We start from the raw sequence: 16,309 nt of genomic DNA, 5'->3' as shown, positions 1-16,309 counted from the left end.
CTGATTTCACCTCTTTATATAGTGCAGCATGGATATACATTCTTCGGTCAGCTCTTCACCGTCGATGACGAGATCCCCCAGACTATCCATAGCAAGTTCATTAATCTCATCGAACAGCAGCTCTGCCATGGTTCCGCCGCCCGCTGCCAGCCGGTTCACCTTCGCCAGGCCTTCATCCTCCGCCAGCGCAAGCAACGTTTCCCGCTGCAGCAGACTCAGTTCAGAAGCGAAGGACGTCCAGCTGTCCGCTTCGCCATCAATATTTGGCAGCGGAGAATCTGCTTGTCCTTGCACAGCAGGTTCTTCCACAATAATGTCCAGCTTCTCTTCGTCACTTACTCTAACCGCTGGCTCTCCTTCACCCGCTGTCTCCTCTGACCTGGAACCAGCCGCAACCGCGACACTTCCCGGTTCAGCTTCGTCCAATGTCTCAATGCCCCAATCCGTTCCATCATCCTTCTCCAGCGCTTCCTCCACCGTGAGCAGCGAACGCACCACCTCGGAGTCATTCTTCAGCTGTTCCAGCTTCCGCTGATCAATCACAACTGCCGGACCCTTCTCCTCCTGCTCCGCCTTGCGGAATTCACGCTGCAGGAACTTGGTCACCAAGGCCTCCATGTCAGCATCAACTTTGACATCCTTGAGCCGTCCGCGATAACCCATAAGCGCCCGCAGCTTGTTCTCGGTCAGCCGGAATAAGCGTGTAATCAGGCTGCGCAGCGGAGGCGATTTGCTGATTCGTACGACAGGTACAAGAACAGAGTAGCCATAGAGTGAGATATCATATACTGCGCTGCGGAACAAATACCGCTCACGGACAACAGGAGGACCGGGCGGGAACATTGTGATCAGATTCGAGCCGTGCTTCCGCGCGACATACGTATCAATTAGAGCCACTACTTGGGGGATGTACTTTTCCGCAGCAGCTTTTCCTTCACCAGTATAGAATTTCGATTTGCTGATATCATAATCCGACATCACACTCAGTACCTCGATGCTAAGCTGCTCCGGGGCAGCAGACAGGCAGCGGACAAGCTCAAGCTCGGCCAGATCCCCTGCAAGCCCGCGTGTACGGATGACAATCTCCGAGAGCGGGATATCCAGCTTATGCACGAATGAGAAATCCGCAATCCATCCGCCAAGGTATTGATCCAGACGTTTATACTTGTCACGGTAGGCTTCCCAGAGCAAGCCGAGCTGACGGCAGCCATCCTGCGGCTCGTCCCAGCCCACACCGTTAATCAGCTCATATATATGCAGAAAAATATAGGAGAGGTCGGTCTTCGGGTATCTTCCTTGCCGGACTTCATCCCGCCAGAAGAAATACCACCGGCTCTGCGCACCTGTCATATGGCCGTAAGTCGGCCAATAGCTCTTGAACGGGACAAATAAAGCCGCAGGCTCCTTATGATCCGCAAGCTCCCGGGCCCGCTGGACAAACTGGCTCTCCGTAGTGGTTACCGGCTCCTGCGTCTCTTCCATATCCCATAACTGGAGCTGTACTGTATTATATTGAGACGTTTTTTTCTTGCCCGGACCTTCCGGAGGCTTCGGTATAACCGCTTCTGCAGAGCTGCGCGGCGGAACTTCCATATTCTGCTCCGTGCTCTCCCAGACCAGCTCCGTGAAATGCAGGCCCTGCCTGTCTTTAGCCATACTTACCCGCTCCATTTGTGTGCCATAATAATTTTTACCAGTATACCATATGACTTATGACGGTGATGCAGCACACTCCGTCAAATGGCAAGCCGGACTGAAAAACCGCTATTTGAACAAATTAAGCAAATTTGACGATGAAGCGGACTCAGAATCCCTTAAATGAACGGCCACCCCCCATTTAAGGATCGAATGAACAATATAAGCGCTTCTCAGTCCGCTTGGGCAGTTTTACGTGGTTTTTTGATGAAATAAGCGCTTCTCAGTCCGCATGCGAGGTAAAGATTTATAACTCCCTGAATTTCCCAAGCATTAGGCAGAAACTGCTTCTCTGCGTTCTAAGGGATGGTAACCGCCGTTTCGGCAGGCGTAAACATATCCATGCTGGCGTATATTTCAAAAAAGACCTTGAGAGACTGGCTGCTCAAGATCCTAGATTAGAGTGTCTGTCACCGCACTGCCGGACAATGAGAACGTTCGTTTGTGTCTTCCTTAAGAATATACTATATTCACCCTATGGGCTGCAATAGTGGAGGATTCCCTATACCCGCATAGCGGGTGGTTTTTTGTATCGCGCGTTTCACGAACTTAACTGGCTATAACCATAACAAAGGCCAGCCGGAAGCTCCGGCTGGCCTGATTGGAGTATAACTCCTGATGATTTTTCAAGTTAAACTTAGAGTAGCTCTGTACCCTTCGTTTCCTTCCCCAGGAACAGCACGGCCATTGCACCAATGATAATCGTCACGAAGAACAGCATGAAGATCGTGCTGATCGCGACCGAATTCCCCACCATCACCCCGACCAGTGTAGGTGCAATAATACCCCCGATCCGTCCGAAAGAGGTTGCAAGTCCTGCACCTGTTGAACGGATGGTAGTCGGATATAGCTCCGGTGTATATGCATACATCCCGCCCCATGCCCCCAGGTTGAAGAAGGAGAGGCAGATCCCGGCTGCCATTAGCATACCTTCGGTTGTGGAATTCCCGAACCAGGCCGCGCTGACCGCTGTCAGCAGCAGATAGATCACGAGCACGAACTTCCGGCCGAATTTCTCGATGAAATAAGCGGCGGTGAAATATCCCGGAAGCTGGGCGAGCGTCATGATCAGCACATACTCGAAGCTTTTGACCAGACTGAAGCCCTTAAGCACCATAACTGTCGGCAGCCACAAGAACATGCCATAGTAGGAGAATACAACCGTAAACCACAGAATCCACAGCATAATCGTTGAACGGCGGTATTCCGCTGACCAGACTGCCTTAATCCGGTTCCGCAGAGATACCGGAGCCTTCTTGATCTCGGCGAATTTCGGCGAGTCATCAATCGCCTTACGCAGGTAGAGCGCATAGAGCGCCGGGACTGCACCAATCGCGAAGGCAATCCGCCAGCCGTAATCCGGAATCACGAAATAAGCGATCAGCGCTGAAAGAATCCAGCCCACCGCCCAGAAGCTCTCCAGCAGCACGACGGCCCGTCCTCTTTCTTTGACCGGCATGCTCTCCGACACCAGCGTGGAAGCAACCGGCAGCTCACCGCCCAGCCCGAAGCCGGCAATGAAGCGCAGCACACACAGCATTACGTACCCTGCGGCGAATGCCGACAGGCCGCTTGCTATGGAGAAGATCAGCAGCGTCCACAGCAATACGGATTTGCGGCCGAACCGGTCCGCAAGAATCCCGGCCGCAGCCGCTCCCACCGCCATACCCACCGAGTTAATACTGGTTAAATATCCGATCTTCTCCGGTCCCAGCGCCCACTCCTTGGCCAGCGCAGCCACCACAAAAGAAATCATCCCCACATCCATCGCGTCGAACATCCAGCTGAGTCCTGCACTGAAGAGCAGTTTTCTTTGCTTCGGATTCTGCAGCATCGACATTTGGTTCATCATAACAAGCACCCTCTTCCCTGATTCCCGCTAAGTCTCGGAGTGAGACTAGTGTCACTTACACATTCTAGAATCGGACGGTTCAAAAATCAAGGAATAACACCGCATTGAAATATTGCCGGGCCATCGCCTGAAAATAACAGGTCTGAACCGATATGGCAGCGATCAGGAGCATATTCTGTACGGCATCCCGCTGTGATCTGGTCAGATGGCTGAGCCGCTTCATCATTCCGTCCATCGCCGATTTGAGCGCACTGTCGGATTTCAGCAAATACTCTTTGGGGTTACCAGGCTGAGCTTGTCCCTGCACCATCGGGGAACGGGTCTTGATCTCTTCGAACAGCTCTGCATACCCGTGATACAACTGTGCCGGTTCAACCAGATCATCATCATCGCGCTCAGGTGCGAGGAACAGCATCCGGAAGAGCTGGCGGATACTCTCGAAATCGAGCGCAGCCTTGAGATCATCAATTATAAATAGAAGCGCAGCCTGATTAATGGAATACTTCTTCCCTTCACGCGGCGCCCCGAGATATTCCTTGAAGTCACGCTTTACCCAGTTCTGCATAGCCGTAACAGATAATGTGGAATACTCAATCAGACTGCCGAGCGAGGCGATTTCACCAAGGGATAACCCTTTGATGCCGCTGCCTTTGATCAATTTCTGCAGGATCGGGGGAATATCCGTAGAGAGAAAAGCCGGCAATGACGTCCCCTCCCTCACCTCTTCACGGTGGAACTTGATCCAGGCTTCCTGCAGAATATGGAGCGGCTTCCGCTCCGAGTTTTGGCTTAGAGACAGTAGTAGTCCGGACATCTCTATCCGGCTAAGTGTAAATGCTTCCATAGATGGCAACCCTCCACCATTTGATATTTCACCCAAAAGTTCGTACAATAGGTTCATGTGAACTCATAATATGAGTATAACCTATTTTAGGGACGAAAGGGATGGTAAAGATTATATGGGTATAGGACTTAGTTTGACGCTCGTGGCAATTTTGATTATTTTAACCGCATTTTTTGTAGCAACGGAGTTTGCAGTAGTGAGATTAAGAGGAAGCCAGGTAAGCCAGATGGTACTCGACGGGAAGAAGAATGCGCTAGCAGTACAGCGGGTATCTGCTAACCTCGATGGATATCTGTCTGCTTGTCAGCTTGGAATCACCATTACTGCACTCGGGATCGGGGCGTTGGCAGAGCCTGCATTTGAGCAGCTGCTGATACCATTGTTTGACCTGACGAACCTGAGCCACAGCGTTAGTGAGCCTATTGCTTTTGCACTGGCCTTCATTATCGCCACATTCCTGCATGTCGTTGTCGGTGAACTTGCACCGAAGACGGCCGCTATAAACATTCCGGAGAAAATCGGTCAGATTACCGCACCGCTGATTATTTGGTTCTACAGAGTATTGTACCCTTTGATTTGGATCATGAACGGTTCCGCCAACCTGCTCGTCCGTATGTTCGGAATGAAGCCGGCCAGTGAACATGGCGATGCCCACAGTGAAGACGAGATCCGCCTGATCTTGTCCGAGAGCTATGAGAGCGGCAAAATCAACAAAGCGGAATACGGATATGTGAACCGGATCTTCACCTTTGATGAAATGCTGGCCAAAGAAATTATGGTTCCCCGGACGGATATGGTATGTCTATTCACCGACCACTCGCTGCAGGAGAATATCGCTATCATCCGCAAGGAGCAGTATACACGTTTCCCTGTGGCAGACGGCAGCAAAGACAATATCATCGGCATGATCAATACGAAGCAGCTGTACCTGCAATATGACAACAATCCTGATTTTGATTTCAAAAGCCTGATCCTGCCTCTGCTTACCGTATCGGAAGTCACGCCGGTGAAAACCCTGCTGACCCGTATGCAGAAGGAGCGCGTGCATATCGCCCTGCTGCTGGATGAATACGGAGGAACCTCCGGCCTAATTACGATCGAAGACATCCTTGAGGAGATCGTCGGTGAGATCCGCGATGAGTTCGACGGGGATGAACGCAGAAATGTGGAGAAGCTGAGCGAGACTCATTATCTGTTCGACGGCAACGTGTCTCTCCTGGAGATCAAGGATCTCACCAAGCTTGATTTCCACGACGACGAAGTCACTACCATCGGCGGATGGCTGTATAGTCATTTGGAAGAGCCGGTTGTCGGCAAAAGCCATGTGTATGAGCATGTCACTCTGACTGTGCGTGAGATGAACCGCCATCGTATTCGTAAGGTTGAGATTCAGATTGATCTTCCGGTCACCGAAGATTCCGCAGTACACAGCGACTAAAGCGGCTAGATACGCTGCAAATAATACAGAAAGGCGCTTCCCCAGGGAAGCGCCTTTCTTGCATAGTTTAGTGAATACTAATGTAATCACACCCATAATTAATACCATTAACTATATAGAGGCGGGGTCAAATATTTTACTCATATAATATTCGTCTACCCATTCCCCATCCACCAGCAGTGACTTTTTCTTCACGCCTTCAATCTCAAACCCATACCTCGTATACAGCGCTATAGCCCGCTTATTATGCTTCATTACCGTAAGCTCCAGACGTACAATACCGCTCCGCTTCGCCCACAAATCTATCTCATGGAATAATGCGCTGCCGATTCCCATACCCTGATATTGCTTCAGGATGCCAATGACAATATAGGCACTGTGTTTATTGCGGCTGACGCTTCCTCCTCTGACCGACAGGTAGCCCGCCAGCTCACCGTCTGCTTCGGCTCCGATTAGGATAGAAGTATGTGCATTCCCGAAGCTTGCAATCATCTCTCCCACCTGCGGAATTCCGGTCTGCCTCTCTCCGGATGCAAGCAGCATGTACGAAGTTTCCTGATCCAGCCGGTGCTGCAGACTTAAGAGTGCGGCGGCGTCTTCAGGAATCAGTTCCCTCAGTGTAATGTCCATGTCATTCCTCCTGCATTTAGACCGGTATGTATTTTTTGAAAAGCTTGCTTCCCTCTCCGTCGTACCCCAGACGCTCGTAGAAGCGGTGGGCATCCGTGCGGCAGCTCTTGCTGGACAGCATCACCTTTAGTGCACCCCTGGCTGCAGCAGCTTCCTCGGCGCATTTCATCATGGAGGCACCTATTCCCTTACCGCGCAGCTGCGGGGCAGTTACAACACGCTCTATGACCCCGAACGGGCGGTCACCGCTAAGCGCATCCATGCACAAGTGCAGATGTAACGTACCTGCTACCTCCCCGTCTTCTTCGTATACGATCAGCAGGCTGTCCGGATTATTGGCAATTTGACTAATTCTTTGCGGTGACACTTGGATATCTGTGTGCTCCGGCAGCAGAATCCGGTACAGCTTCTCTAAGCCGGAGGCATCCTCCGGTGTGGCTTCTCGTATCATTCACAATACTCCCTGTATTATAATTAACAACATTAATTAATATAGTTAATTCAATTAATTAATTGATTAAACGGCAAATCATCAGCACATTTCCGTCCGGATCTTTGAAATTAAACCAGTGATCATGTTCAATATCTGTAAGAATCTCTGCTCCACTGGCTTTGACATAATCAAAGGCAGCATCAATATCGTCGGTAAGCAGATGGAAGGACGGCACCTTCAGCACAGCCTCGGCTGTAAAAATTCTGCTGTCCAGCACGATTCCCGGACCCTGCATTGGCACGTCATACAGATGCCCGAACAAAATTTCACCGTCAAGCGGCAGTCCAAGCAAGCTGCAATACCAGTTTTTGGACCTTTCGATATCACTAACCGGGATGAAGACAGCGCCAACCTGATTCCTTATGGGACTTGTCACAGCAAGTAGAGCCTCCTCTAAAAGTACAGTAGTAGGTAGAGCCTTTAATCATTTCGATAAAATATGTCAATTTCCTGCCGCTTTGATGACGGGAATATAAGTTATGCTATAATTTTGTCAGATCCTATCCAGATGTCAGGAGAATGAGACTTGGCTAACTTATCCTTTGGGTATCTCAGGCTGACCCCGCCCAAAATACTATCACTCGGGTTTATGGTGCTGATCGCTGCCGGCACCCTGCTTCTGTCTCTTCCGGCAGCCTCTATCAGCGGGAGAATTACTTTCATTGATGCGCTGTTTATGGCAACCTCAGCTACCTGCGTAACCGGACTTGCTGTCATCGACACAGGAACCCAGTTGACGACTTTTGGACAGGTCGTACTGCTTGTCTTGTTCCAGTTCGGCGGGCTTGGATTCGTGACAATGGCAACCCTGATTACACTAGTGTTGAACAAACGGATCTCGCTGAAAGAACGCTTGCTGCTGCAGGAGTCCATGAACCAGAATTCAATACAAGGTATCGTGAAGCTGATCCGCCGGGTGCTGATCTACTCGCTGGTGATTCAGCTGACCGGGGCCGTTCTGCTGGCCGCGAGATTTATGATGGACATGCCTTTTGGCAAAGCAGCGTATTACGGAGTATTCCATAGCATTTCAATCTTCAATAACGCGGGGTTTGATCTGTTCGGTGATGTTCATGGCCCCTTCAGCGGACTAACCCGTTATGTAGAGGACCCGATTGTAAATATCACCTCGATGCTGCTAATTTTCCTCGGAGGTATCGGCTTTATCGTATTATCCGACGTGATAGACTTTCCCAAGCGCAAGCGTCTGACACTCCATTCCAAAGTGGTGCTTACCACTTCTGCTGCACTCGTTCTCATCGGCGCGGCTATCTTCTTCTGGCTGGAGCTGAACGCTGCGCTGAAACCGCTGCATGCCGGAGGCAAGATTATGGCCTCCTTCCTTCAGGCCATAACGCCCCGCTCCGGCGGCGTGACGACCATTGAGATTCCGCTCCTGCGTGAATCCACACAATTCCTGATGATTCTGCTGATGTTTATCGGTGCAGCTCCGGGCTCCACCGGCGGCGGGATCAAGATCACCACCTTTGCGATTCTGGCCAGTACCGCTTACGCCAAGCTCCGGGGCAAGGATGATATTGTCATGTTCCGGCACCGGATCTCGAAAGAGAATGTCTACAGGGCAATTACAATAACCTTGCTGTCACTGATGCTGGTGCTGATCTCTACCATGCTTTTGTCGGTGACGGAGAGCGCGGACTTTCTGACTGTGCTGTTTGAGGCGGTGTCCGCTTTCGGAACTTCAGGTATCACTATGGGACTGACTACGGAGCTTACGTCAATCGGTAAGATACTGGTGATCATTCTGATGTTTGTCGGCCGGACAGGACCGCTTACACTTGCTTATGCACTCAAACCTAAGAACAGTAAGGAACTCTACCGGTACCCTGAAGGCAATATTACCATCGGCTAAACTCTGCGTTACCTGTGAAATGTGAAATGCGACCCTGTGCGGCAAAGTTATTCTGCCGGAACGGAGTCGCATTTTTTAATGAAAGGCTGTACATAGAAAGGCTATTGTATGACAAGGCTATCCGGAAAAGGTTCTAAGCTTCTTCCTCCGGAATCTCCTGAGTGTCGAGTGCCGCGTCCAGCAGCTGATTGTAAACATCGTCATCATTCTCCAGCAGGGCATCCACCTCCAGGAACTGCTCCTCACTTCCCGGTTCACCGGCGAAGCTCAGGCTGTAATCCCATTCGGTTCCCCGTGAACTGAAGAAAGTGATCTCATAAGGGGAGCTGTGATTCTCCAGTGTAAACACCGTTCTCCCGACAAAACTTCTATCCTCTACGCGTTTCATTTCTGCCTTGGTGATTTCTAGGTTCATACTCTTTCCTTCCTTTCATCTGATCATGCCCACAATATTCAGTATAACATTGATATGTAAGCAATTCCTTTCCTTTTGCGCTGTAATTGACTTTTTTCATCCGGCGGTTAATAATTTAGTACAATGCTTATTCCGAGCTAAAATTATGGTAATGGAGGAAATTGCAATGACTCAAACAGAGCTTCAATCCAAGCTAAGTAAATATGCTGATCTGGCTGTGCAGATCGGTGTAAATGTTCAGCCGGGGCAAATCCTGGTCGTGAACGCTCCGATTTCTGCAGCCGAGTTCGTCCACCTGATTACCGCCAAAGCATATGCCATCGGCGCAAGCCAGGTCAAGGTTAACTGGAGTGACGAGTTCATTACGCGCCAGCAGTTCGAGCATGCTGCACCGGAAGTGTTCACCAAGGCTCCAACCTGGTACGCGGGTGAAGTAACCGAATTCGCCGAGAACGGCGCTGCATTTCTGAACGTTATTGCCGAGAATCCTGACGCGCTCAAAGGCATTGATCCTGAGCGGATTGCCAACTTCCAGAAGACCCGGGGGGCTGCACTTACGAAATACCGCGAAATGCAGATGTCCGACAAAGTCAGCTGGAGCATTGTAGCCATCCCGTCCCAGCCCTGGGCAGACAAGGTATTCCCTGACGTACCTGAAGAAGAGCGCGTAGATAAACTCTGGGAGGCAATCTTCCACACCGTACGCCTGGACCGCGAAGACCCTGTAGCCGCCTGGCAGGAGCATCTGGATACACTGGAGCAGAAAGCGGATGTTCTCAATGCAAAGAAATACAAAAGCCTGCATTACATAGCACCTGGAACCGACCTTAGTATTGAGCTGCCTGAAGGCCATCTATGGGCCCAGGGCGACAGCATCAATGCTAAAGGTCATTCTTTTGTCGCCAACATGCCAACTGAAGAAGTGTTCACGGCTCCGAAGAAAACCGGCGTTAACGGTACTGTCAGAAGCACGAAGCCGCTCAGCTACGGCGGAAATATTATTGACGGCTTCTCGATTACCTTTGAACAGGGCCGGATTATCAGCGTAAAGGCCGAGCAAGGCCAGGAGGCCCTGGAATATCTGATCAGCCTGGATGAAGGCGCCAAGTACCTGGGTGAAGTCGCACTTGTGCCGCACAACTCGCCGATCTCCGACTCCAACATCCTTTATTTCAACACCTTGTTTGATGAGAATGCGTCTAACCATCTGGCAATCGGCACCGCATATGCCTTCTGCCTCGAAGGCGGCAAAGAAATGAATCAGGATGAGCTGATCGCCCATGGACTCAACACTAGTGTAACCCATGTCGATTTCATGATCGGCTCAGCAGAGATGGATATTTATGGTATCACGGCTGACGGTACGCGTGAGCCTGTATTCCTGAAGGGCAACTGGGCATTCTAATGCCTTTTCTACTCCATATTACAAAATAGAAGATAGTGAAGGGAGCTGAAATCATGCTGGATTTCAAGCAAAAGCTCGAAAATTACGCCCTGCTCGCTGTAAAGATCGGCGTCAACATTCAGCCCGGTCAAACGCTTGTAGTCAATGCGGATATCGTCTCCGCAGAGCTGGTACGGCTCATTGTACGCCAAGCCTATGAAGCAGGAGCGAAGCTGGTAAAGGTTAATTATACCGATGAGTTCGTCACACGGACACGTTATGATCTTGCTCCATCCGAGAGCTTCCTCGAGCCGCCGAAGTGGCAGGCGGATGAGCTGGAGGATCTCGCACGGAATGGCGCTGCGTTCCTGACCATTATCTCGGCTAATCCGGACTTGCTGAGCGGGGTAGAACCAAGCCGGATCTCTGATAACCAGAAGACTGCCGGCCAGGCTATGGCTCCTTACCGGGAGATGATGATGGCTAACCATGTCAGCTGGAGCGGCATCGCCTTCCCTTCTCCTTCATGGGCCGCCAAGGTATTCCCGGACGCTGCGCCTGAGCAGCAGATTGAACTGCTATGGGATGCAATCTTCAAAGCTGTGCGAGCAGACCAGGAGAACCCTGTTGCAGCCTGGAGCGCCCATCTGGGCGGCCTCAAGCAGCGCTGTGATCTGCTGAACGCCAAGAAGTACCGCAAGCTTCACTACACAGCACCGGGCACTGATCTGACGATCGAGCTGCCTGAAGGCCATATCTGGTGTCAGGCCGGTGCGGTGAACAGCCGCGGCATGACCTTCCTGGCTAACATTCCGACCGAGGAAGTGTTCACCGCCCCGCTGAAGACCGGTGCTAGCGGCAAGGTCAGCAGCACCAAGCCGCTTAGCTACGGCGGCAACATCATCGACCGCTTCACCTTGACTCTGAAGGATGGCAAGGTCACAGACTTTACCGCAGAAGTCGGCCAGGAGGCCTTGGCTTCCCTGCTGGCTATGGATGAGGGGGCGGCATACTTCGGCGAAGTGGCCTTGGTGCCTTTCCACTCCCCGATCTCGGAGAGCGGCATTCTCTACTACACCACGCTGTATGACGAGAATGCTTCCTGTCACCTGGCGCTTGGTGCTGCTTATGCTTTCACATTGCAGGACGGCATCAATATGACCAAAGAACAGCTCGCTGAAAGAGGCATGAACCAGAGTCTGACACATGTAGACTTCATGATGGGTTCCCCAGAGATGAGCATTGACGGAATTGCCGATGACGGCTCTGTTGATCCGATCTTCCGTAACGGGGATTGGGCTTAAGCCTTTATTGTAGGTTGAGGATTGAGATTTGATGTTTGTTAATGAATTGTGGTGGCCCCGCCGTTCCCCATATGGGAGAATGGCGGGGTCTTTTTGTATATGAGAGCTAGCCCAAATTTGAAGATAGTTAAAAGAATATTCACAATATTGTTGAATTTAATTCACAAATATGTCACAATACAATTAAGGATAGTGTTTACAAGTCCCGCACCCAAAGTTATTACGAAGCTTCTGATGCCAGAACCTGTGAAGCGACTCTGGAAGTTTATGCTTACCAAACACTTAGGAGGGAATCCTGATGAAAGAATCTTTTAATCAAGAAGTGGATTCGACTGAACCGGAACGTCTGGAAGTCCAGGCCCCCAAAGACTTAAGTATTGTAGCCTCCGATGCAATCAAGTACACAGCCTATATCATGCTGCTGTTCGGGTTTTTGTATTTTCTGATTGCATACCTCGCCCCTATGCTATAAGGCTGCTTCAATATATACGCTTTCCCGTAAGCGCTTACGGCCGGTCTGTTCCTGCGGGAAATGGATTAGCCGTTTTATTTTGTAGACAGGGGTACAAAAAAATAGTCCCCGCTAATCTCGAGGACTACCATGATATGCTTATTTCCAGACCAACGCCTTGCTGATCCAGGCTATTGCTTCCGGTGTCCAGCTCCCGTCCATTCTCGAACGCAGCCACGCCACCGCCTCTTCTCTCATTCCTTCAAAAGTTTCGATTCCCGCATCATTCATCCAGTGGCCCGTTGTTTCAAAAGAGGTACTGTTCCACCCGTTCGGCTCACCGTCCGCATTCAGCCGTTGCTTAACTCCAGAGATTACAATATCCAGAGTGCCTTGAAGCTCGGTTACCGCGTTGTCAAAAGCCGTTTTCTTCTCTTTGGCCTTCATATCAGCCATAGAACGCAGCTGGCGTGTCTCTATGCCTTCGTGCTCCCGGATGATCTGCAATAACGTTAACGCTTCTCTGGTAGCAAGACCGCTGTCATACCGCTCCTCCAGGGAACGCGGACTGCCCGCCGCCGCCAGGTAAGCGGGAAGCCACTCACGGGATACCAGAACGGCTTTTTTCTTAATAAACTTACCGTATCCGGCCAACCCTTCTCCCGGAAATCTCACCCGCCAGCCCCAGGGGTCCAGCTCGGAACCGGTATGCCAGTTCTCCGCCAGGGTCAGCCCGTTCACAGAAGGATGCCCAGGGATCAACGAGGCCAGCGGTACGATCCCCAGCTTGGCCACAACTTCAGCCATCTCCTCAAATGTTGTAATACTCTCTAGGCTTTCTACACTACCCACTCATTCCGCCTCCTTGATGTAATTTCATTCAAGCTCATCTGCTCCCTCACCCATGCAGCGGATTCCGGCAATATAAGCGCGGATCAGCCGGGTAAGACTTACATTCAAGTCCAGCGGCATTCCGAAGCCGCCTTGATTCTCAAGGGCAGAGAACCCGTGTAGTATGCTGCGCAATCCCCGGACTGCGTGCAGGTTCCCTTCCTCATCAAGCCCAAAGCAGGACAGGACTTGAATAATCAGCGACAGGACCTTCCCGCCCGCAGCCTCCAAAGAAGTATCTCCCTGCTCTGGTGCTCTTAATGTTGTTTCATACAATCCCGGATGTTGTCTGGCGAATCTGATGTAAGCCTGACTCAGCGCATGGACCGCCTGTTCTCCCTGGGTGCCTTCCGCTGCCGCTGACATGGCATCATAGAGCTGTTCCAGCCCATGAATCGCCAGTAGCGTCCGCAGACCCGCGAGTCCGTTAATGTGATTGTACAACGACGGGGGGCGAACGCCCAGCTTGGCCGCAAGTGCAGCCAGCGTCACCTCCTGAACACCCTGTGCGTCAGCCAGCTCTGCTGCTGCCAGCACCAGAGTATGTGTGTCCAAACCGGCTCTAGCCATGCACTTTCCCTCCATTCACCAATAGCCTGCCCGCCTCTGCTGCCGCATGTTTCATGGCTTCTACCGGGTACCTCACCAGATTTCCGTGTCCTACAGCCAGCACTGAAGGCGCTAGATCAATTAGCTTATAGGCACTGGCCAGTGCCTGCTCCAGACTCCATGTCGCCATAGCCGGAAAAGGAAACAACGGTACCTTCTTGCCGGACACAGCGGTTGCCCGGAAGGTCTGGAACGCATCCCCTACAATTAGTGCGCCACTGCGCTGATCCCGGAAAGACATAGATCCCGGAGTATGCCCGGGCGTACTTATGGCCGTCAGTGAGCCGATGGTATCCCCTTCGTACAGCAGCACATCGGGCTTCGTTGCTATCTTGGCAGGTACACTGCCCTTAATCGGGGTCTGAAGCTCACCTGCCCTTAGCGAGCGGTCACCGGCCAGCAGCGCCGCATCGCGTTCCGAGATATAGACCTTGGCCCCAGGAACAAGCTTCTTGAGCGCATCCAGCGCCCCGACATGATCCATATGGCCATGGGTTAGCACGATCCGGGTAAGCGGCTTCTGAAGCCTGGCGGACTGTTGTAGGATACCTTGTAAACTATAAGGCATGCCTGCATCTATTAGAGTAAGCTCCTCTTTTTCTTCGACCAGATAACAGTTAACGGGAAATAAGCGCGGCAGCCAGGTTAGCTGGTGCAGATAACCTTCTTGAGTTACTCTCATAAGGATCCTCCTCAAAACTAATGTTATTAGTTAAATAATAAACTAATAACATTAGTTTTGCAAGAGGGAACTGTATTTTCTACATTTGTACTGAGAAAAACGAGGGTTATATCCCCGCTGATTGCGGATTCTTCCTAGTTCTCCGAGTCCAGCATTTTGTCGGCATTTTTATTGGACCGCTTGATCATTAGCCACTGCAGCGCGGTAATTCCTAAGAAGAATATAACTGCTCCAGCCCCGTTACTCATTATGCTATTTGACAGATCCATCGGATCACTGTCCAACAGATCATAGCTGAACATAAGAGAACCCCACACCACAGAACTGAACAAGCCGCCAATAAGATTTATTTTCTTGAAGCGTTTCAGCTCCCCCTCCTTAGGCGGCAGCTGATAGAGTCCTGCACGGATTCCTCGAATAACGACATATAAACAAGCCGCCATCAAGATCAGAAAGGTATCCAGCCATAATTTTATATCCCAATTCAGTATAAATACTTTCACCGCGAGGCTAATCATCAGTCCTGCAAAACAAATCGCGAATCCATGCGAATTAAGCTTTTGAAACTCGGTAATGATCCGTTCATCCTTAATTCCCCGATGCTTCATTCTTCTTCCTCCCAGAAAATATCGTTAAGCGTTGTACCCAGCACTCTGCAAATGGCAATACACAATCGCATCGTCGGGTTGTAGTTTCCCGCTTCGATCAGACCGATGGTCTGTCTCGTTACCCCTACCGCATCTGCCAGCTGCTCCTGCGACAGGTCTTTCTGCACCCGCGCCAGCTTCAATTTGATGTTCTTATGCTCACCCACCCGGAATCCTCCTGGAATGATATGTATTTCCACTACATTGTAATCTATATCAACCATTATGTACATTATATATTGCATTCAGGGTATAAAATAAACACCATTCGCAAGGAATGGTGCCTATGGCTCCTGTAACTATTGTAATGCCTGTCCGTCAGCCGAAACGGCCCATAATATATTCCTGGGTCATCTGATTCTCCGGATTGCTGAAGACCTTCTCGGTCTTGTCATATTCCACAAGCGAGCCCAGATAGAAGTAGGCTGTATAATCCGAGATCCGCGCTGCCTGCTGCATGTTATGGGTAACGATTACGATCCGCAGCTCTTCCTTCAGTTCCTTAATCAGCTCCTCCACCTTGCCTGTCGATACAGGATCAAGTGCTGAAGCCGGCTCATCAAGCAGCAGGATCTGCGGGTTAACCGAAAGTGCCCTGGCAATACACAGACGCTGCTGCTGTCCGCCAGACAATGCCAGTGCAGAGTCCTTCAAGCGGTCTTTGACCTCATCCCACAGGGCGGCGCGGCGCAGGCTGCTCTCCACGATTTCATCCAGTGCTTTTTTGCCCTTAATTCCATGATACTTAGGACCAAAGGCGATATTGTCATAGATGGATTTGTAAAAAGGATTCGGCTTTTGCCAGACCATGCCGATTTTTTGGCGCAGCTTGATAACATCTGTTCCGGAAGCATTGATATCTATACCGTCAATCCAGATGCTGCCTTTGGTAGTCGAGCCGGAGATATCATCATTCATCCGGTTAAGGGAACGCAGAAAGGTTGATTTCCCGCAGCCGGAAGGGCCGATCAATGCTGTTACCGTATTCTGGGCGAAGGGAAGACTAATTCCTTTAACCGCCTCATAAGTGCCATAATAAATACTCAGATCCTCAGTTTGAAATGATTCGCGTACCACCGGTTCCGCTATGCCCATCTCTTA

Annotated in this window: 18 protein-coding genes; 5 read left to right on the top strand and 13 right to left on the bottom strand. The window is 50.8% G+C overall.

Features of this window, described 5'->3' with window-relative positions:
• Positions 1 to 6: 6 nt before the first annotated feature.
• The 3 genes from MKX70_RS21250 to MKX70_RS21240 form a co-directional block, all read right to left on the bottom strand.
• On the bottom strand, positions 7 to 1,656 hold the full coding sequence (locus MKX70_RS21250; RefSeq protein WP_340840660.1) for a TerB N-terminal domain-containing protein: 1,650 nt from the start codon (positions 1,654 to 1,656) through the stop codon (positions 7 to 9).
• Positions 1,657 to 2,332: 676 nt separating this feature from the next.
• Positions 2,333 to 3,544, bottom strand: coding sequence for an MFS transporter (locus tag MKX70_RS21245; RefSeq protein ID WP_042242629.1), 1,212 nt, complete (start codon positions 3,542 to 3,544; stop codon positions 2,333 to 2,335).
• A gap of 82 nt (positions 3,545 to 3,626) precedes the next feature.
• Positions 3,627 to 4,391: a DUF1836 domain-containing protein gene (locus MKX70_RS21240; protein ID WP_340785836.1), complete on the bottom strand. Its 765-nt coding sequence runs from the start codon at positions 4,389 to 4,391 to the stop codon at positions 3,627 to 3,629.
• Positions 4,392 to 4,506: 115 nt separating this feature from the next.
• On the opposite strand from MKX70_RS21240, the gene MKX70_RS21235 reads away from it, so the two are divergent.
• Positions 4,507 to 5,829 carry a hemolysin family protein gene (locus MKX70_RS21235; RefSeq protein WP_340785834.1) on the top strand — a complete coding sequence of 441 codons (1,323 nt, stop codon included), beginning with the start codon at positions 4,507 to 4,509 and terminating at the stop codon, positions 5,827 to 5,829.
• Positions 5,830 to 5,940: 111 nt separating this feature from the next.
• Here the strand turns inward: MKX70_RS21235 and MKX70_RS21230 are convergent, their stop codons facing one another.
• The 3 genes from MKX70_RS21230 to MKX70_RS21220 are packed head-to-tail and all read right to left on the bottom strand — an operon-like array spanning position 5,941 to position 7,328.
• Entirely contained in the window at positions 5,941 to 6,459 is a 519-nt protein-coding gene (locus MKX70_RS21230; RefSeq protein WP_340840659.1) for a GNAT family N-acetyltransferase, read from the bottom strand.
• 16 nt (positions 6,460 to 6,475) lie between these two features.
• The gene (locus tag MKX70_RS21225) at positions 6,476 to 6,910 is read right to left on the bottom strand and encodes a GNAT family N-acetyltransferase (RefSeq protein ID WP_340840658.1); all 435 of its coding nucleotides are present in this window, start codon (positions 6,908 to 6,910) and stop codon (positions 6,476 to 6,478) included.
• Between the two features lie 58 nt (positions 6,911 to 6,968).
• Positions 6,969 to 7,328 (bottom strand): VOC family protein, encoded by a 360-nt coding sequence (locus tag MKX70_RS21220; RefSeq protein WP_340785828.1) that lies wholly within the window; start codon positions 7,326 to 7,328, stop codon positions 6,969 to 6,971.
• Positions 7,329 to 7,478: 150 nt separating this feature from the next.
• Between MKX70_RS21220 and MKX70_RS21215 the strand changes: the two genes are divergently transcribed.
• Positions 7,479 to 8,825 (top strand): TrkH family potassium uptake protein, encoded by a 1,347-nt coding sequence (locus MKX70_RS21215; protein ID WP_340785826.1) that lies wholly within the window; start codon positions 7,479 to 7,481, stop codon positions 8,823 to 8,825.
• Positions 8,826 to 8,958: 133 nt separating this feature from the next.
• Here MKX70_RS21215 and MKX70_RS21210 read toward each other — a convergent pair whose 3' ends face one another.
• Positions 8,959 to 9,240 carry a hypothetical protein gene (locus tag MKX70_RS21210; protein WP_039298880.1) on the bottom strand — a complete coding sequence of 94 codons (282 nt, stop codon included), beginning with the start codon at positions 9,238 to 9,240 and terminating at the stop codon, positions 8,959 to 8,961.
• Positions 9,241 to 9,406: 166 nt separating this feature from the next.
• Between MKX70_RS21210 and MKX70_RS21205 the strand changes: the two genes are divergently transcribed.
• From MKX70_RS21205 to MKX70_RS21195, 3 genes are all read left to right on the top strand, one after another.
• Complete coding sequence (locus MKX70_RS21205) at positions 9,407 to 10,645, top strand: aminopeptidase (protein ID WP_340785823.1); 1,239 nt, start codon at positions 9,407 to 9,409, stop codon at positions 10,643 to 10,645.
• 53 nt (positions 10,646 to 10,698) lie between these two features.
• Entirely contained in the window at positions 10,699 to 11,928 is a 1,230-nt protein-coding gene (locus MKX70_RS21200) for an aminopeptidase (RefSeq protein ID WP_340840656.1), read from the top strand.
• Between the two features lie 298 nt (positions 11,929 to 12,226).
• Entirely contained in the window at positions 12,227 to 12,400 is a 174-nt protein-coding gene (locus tag MKX70_RS21195; protein ID WP_156118649.1) for a hypothetical protein, read from the top strand.
• Positions 12,401 to 12,538: 138 nt separating this feature from the next.
• Here the strand turns inward: MKX70_RS21195 and MKX70_RS21190 are convergent, their stop codons facing one another.
• The 6 genes from MKX70_RS21190 to pstB all read right to left on the bottom strand — a co-directional run bounded on the left by MKX70_RS21190 (position 12,539) and on the right by pstB (position 16,303).
• The gene (locus tag MKX70_RS21190; RefSeq protein ID WP_340785819.1) at positions 12,539 to 13,231 is read right to left on the bottom strand and encodes an AlkZ-related protein; all 693 of its coding nucleotides are present in this window, start codon (positions 13,229 to 13,231) and stop codon (positions 12,539 to 12,541) included.
• A 24-nt stretch (positions 13,232 to 13,255) separates the two neighbouring features.
• Positions 13,256 to 13,840 carry a TetR/AcrR family transcriptional regulator gene (locus tag MKX70_RS21185; RefSeq protein ID WP_340840655.1) on the bottom strand — a complete coding sequence of 195 codons (585 nt, stop codon included), beginning with the start codon at positions 13,838 to 13,840 and terminating at the stop codon, positions 13,256 to 13,258.
• Positions 13,833 to 14,561, bottom strand: coding sequence for an MBL fold metallo-hydrolase (locus tag MKX70_RS21180; protein ID WP_340785816.1), 729 nt, complete (start codon positions 14,559 to 14,561; stop codon positions 13,833 to 13,835). The genes MKX70_RS21185 and MKX70_RS21180 overlap by 8 nt, the downstream gene beginning before the upstream one ends.
• A gap of 134 nt (positions 14,562 to 14,695) precedes the next feature.
• Positions 14,696 to 15,169, bottom strand: coding sequence for a DUF6773 family protein (locus MKX70_RS21175; RefSeq protein ID WP_340840654.1), 474 nt, complete (start codon positions 15,167 to 15,169; stop codon positions 14,696 to 14,698).
• Entirely contained in the window at positions 15,166 to 15,375 is a 210-nt protein-coding gene (locus MKX70_RS21170) for a helix-turn-helix transcriptional regulator (RefSeq protein WP_042236731.1), read from the bottom strand. The genes MKX70_RS21175 and MKX70_RS21170 overlap by 4 nt, the downstream gene beginning before the upstream one ends.
• A 151-nt stretch (positions 15,376 to 15,526) precedes the next feature.
• Complete coding sequence (gene pstB / locus MKX70_RS21165) at positions 15,527 to 16,303, bottom strand: phosphate ABC transporter ATP-binding protein PstB (RefSeq protein ID WP_042236732.1); 777 nt, start codon at positions 16,301 to 16,303, stop codon at positions 15,527 to 15,529.
• Positions 16,304 to 16,309: the final 6 nt, after the last annotated feature.

The sequence above is a fragment of the Paenibacillus sp. FSL R7-0312 genome, assembly GCF_038004445.1.
GTDB lineage: Bacteria > Bacillota > Bacilli > Paenibacillales > Paenibacillaceae > Paenibacillus_AQ.
The sequence above is the reverse complement of the archived record's forward strand: the minus strand, read 5'-3'. Positions and strand labels throughout refer to the sequence as shown.

Bases quoted from the DNA above. Each gene is read 5' to 3' on its own strand.
- MKX70_RS21200 (WP_340840656.1), top strand. From the start codon at position 10,699: ATGCTGGATTTCAAGCAAAAGCTCGAAAATTACGCCCTGCTCGCTGTA.
- pstB (WP_042236732.1), bottom strand. From the start codon at position 16,303: ATGGGCATAGCGGAACCGGTGGTACGCGAATCATTTCAAACTGAGGAT.
- MKX70_RS21175 (WP_340840654.1), bottom strand. From the start codon at position 15,169: ATGAAGCATCGGGGAATTAAGGATGAACGGATCATTACCGAGTTTCAA.
- MKX70_RS21185 (WP_340840655.1), bottom strand. From the start codon at position 13,840: ATGGCTAGAGCCGGTTTGGACACACATACTCTGGTGCTGGCAGCAGCA.
- MKX70_RS21230 (WP_340840659.1), bottom strand. From the start codon at position 6,459: ATGGACATTACACTGAGGGAACTGATTCCTGAAGACGCCGCCGCACTC.
- MKX70_RS21210 (WP_039298880.1), bottom strand. From the start codon at position 9,240: ATGAACCTAGAAATCACCAAGGCAGAAATGAAACGCGTAGAGGATAGA.
- MKX70_RS21205 (WP_340785823.1), top strand. From the start codon at position 9,407: ATGACTCAAACAGAGCTTCAATCCAAGCTAAGTAAATATGCTGATCTG.
- MKX70_RS21235 (WP_340785834.1), top strand. From the start codon at position 4,507: ATGGGTATAGGACTTAGTTTGACGCTCGTGGCAATTTTGATTATTTTA.
- MKX70_RS21195 (WP_156118649.1), top strand. From the start codon at position 12,227: ATGAAAGAATCTTTTAATCAAGAAGTGGATTCGACTGAACCGGAACGT.
- MKX70_RS21240 (WP_340785836.1), bottom strand. From the start codon at position 4,391: ATGGAAGCATTTACACTTAGCCGGATAGAGATGTCCGGACTACTACTG.
- MKX70_RS21245 (WP_042242629.1), bottom strand. From the start codon at position 3,544: ATGAACCAAATGTCGATGCTGCAGAATCCGAAGCAAAGAAAACTGCTC.
- MKX70_RS21180 (WP_340785816.1), bottom strand. From the start codon at position 14,561: ATGAGAGTAACTCAAGAAGGTTATCTGCACCAGCTAACCTGGCTGCCG.
- MKX70_RS21225 (WP_340840658.1), bottom strand. From the start codon at position 6,910: ATGATACGAGAAGCCACACCGGAGGATGCCTCCGGCTTAGAGAAGCTG.
- MKX70_RS21250 (WP_340840660.1), bottom strand. From the start codon at position 1,656: ATGGCTAAAGACAGGCAGGGCCTGCATTTCACGGAGCTGGTCTGGGAG.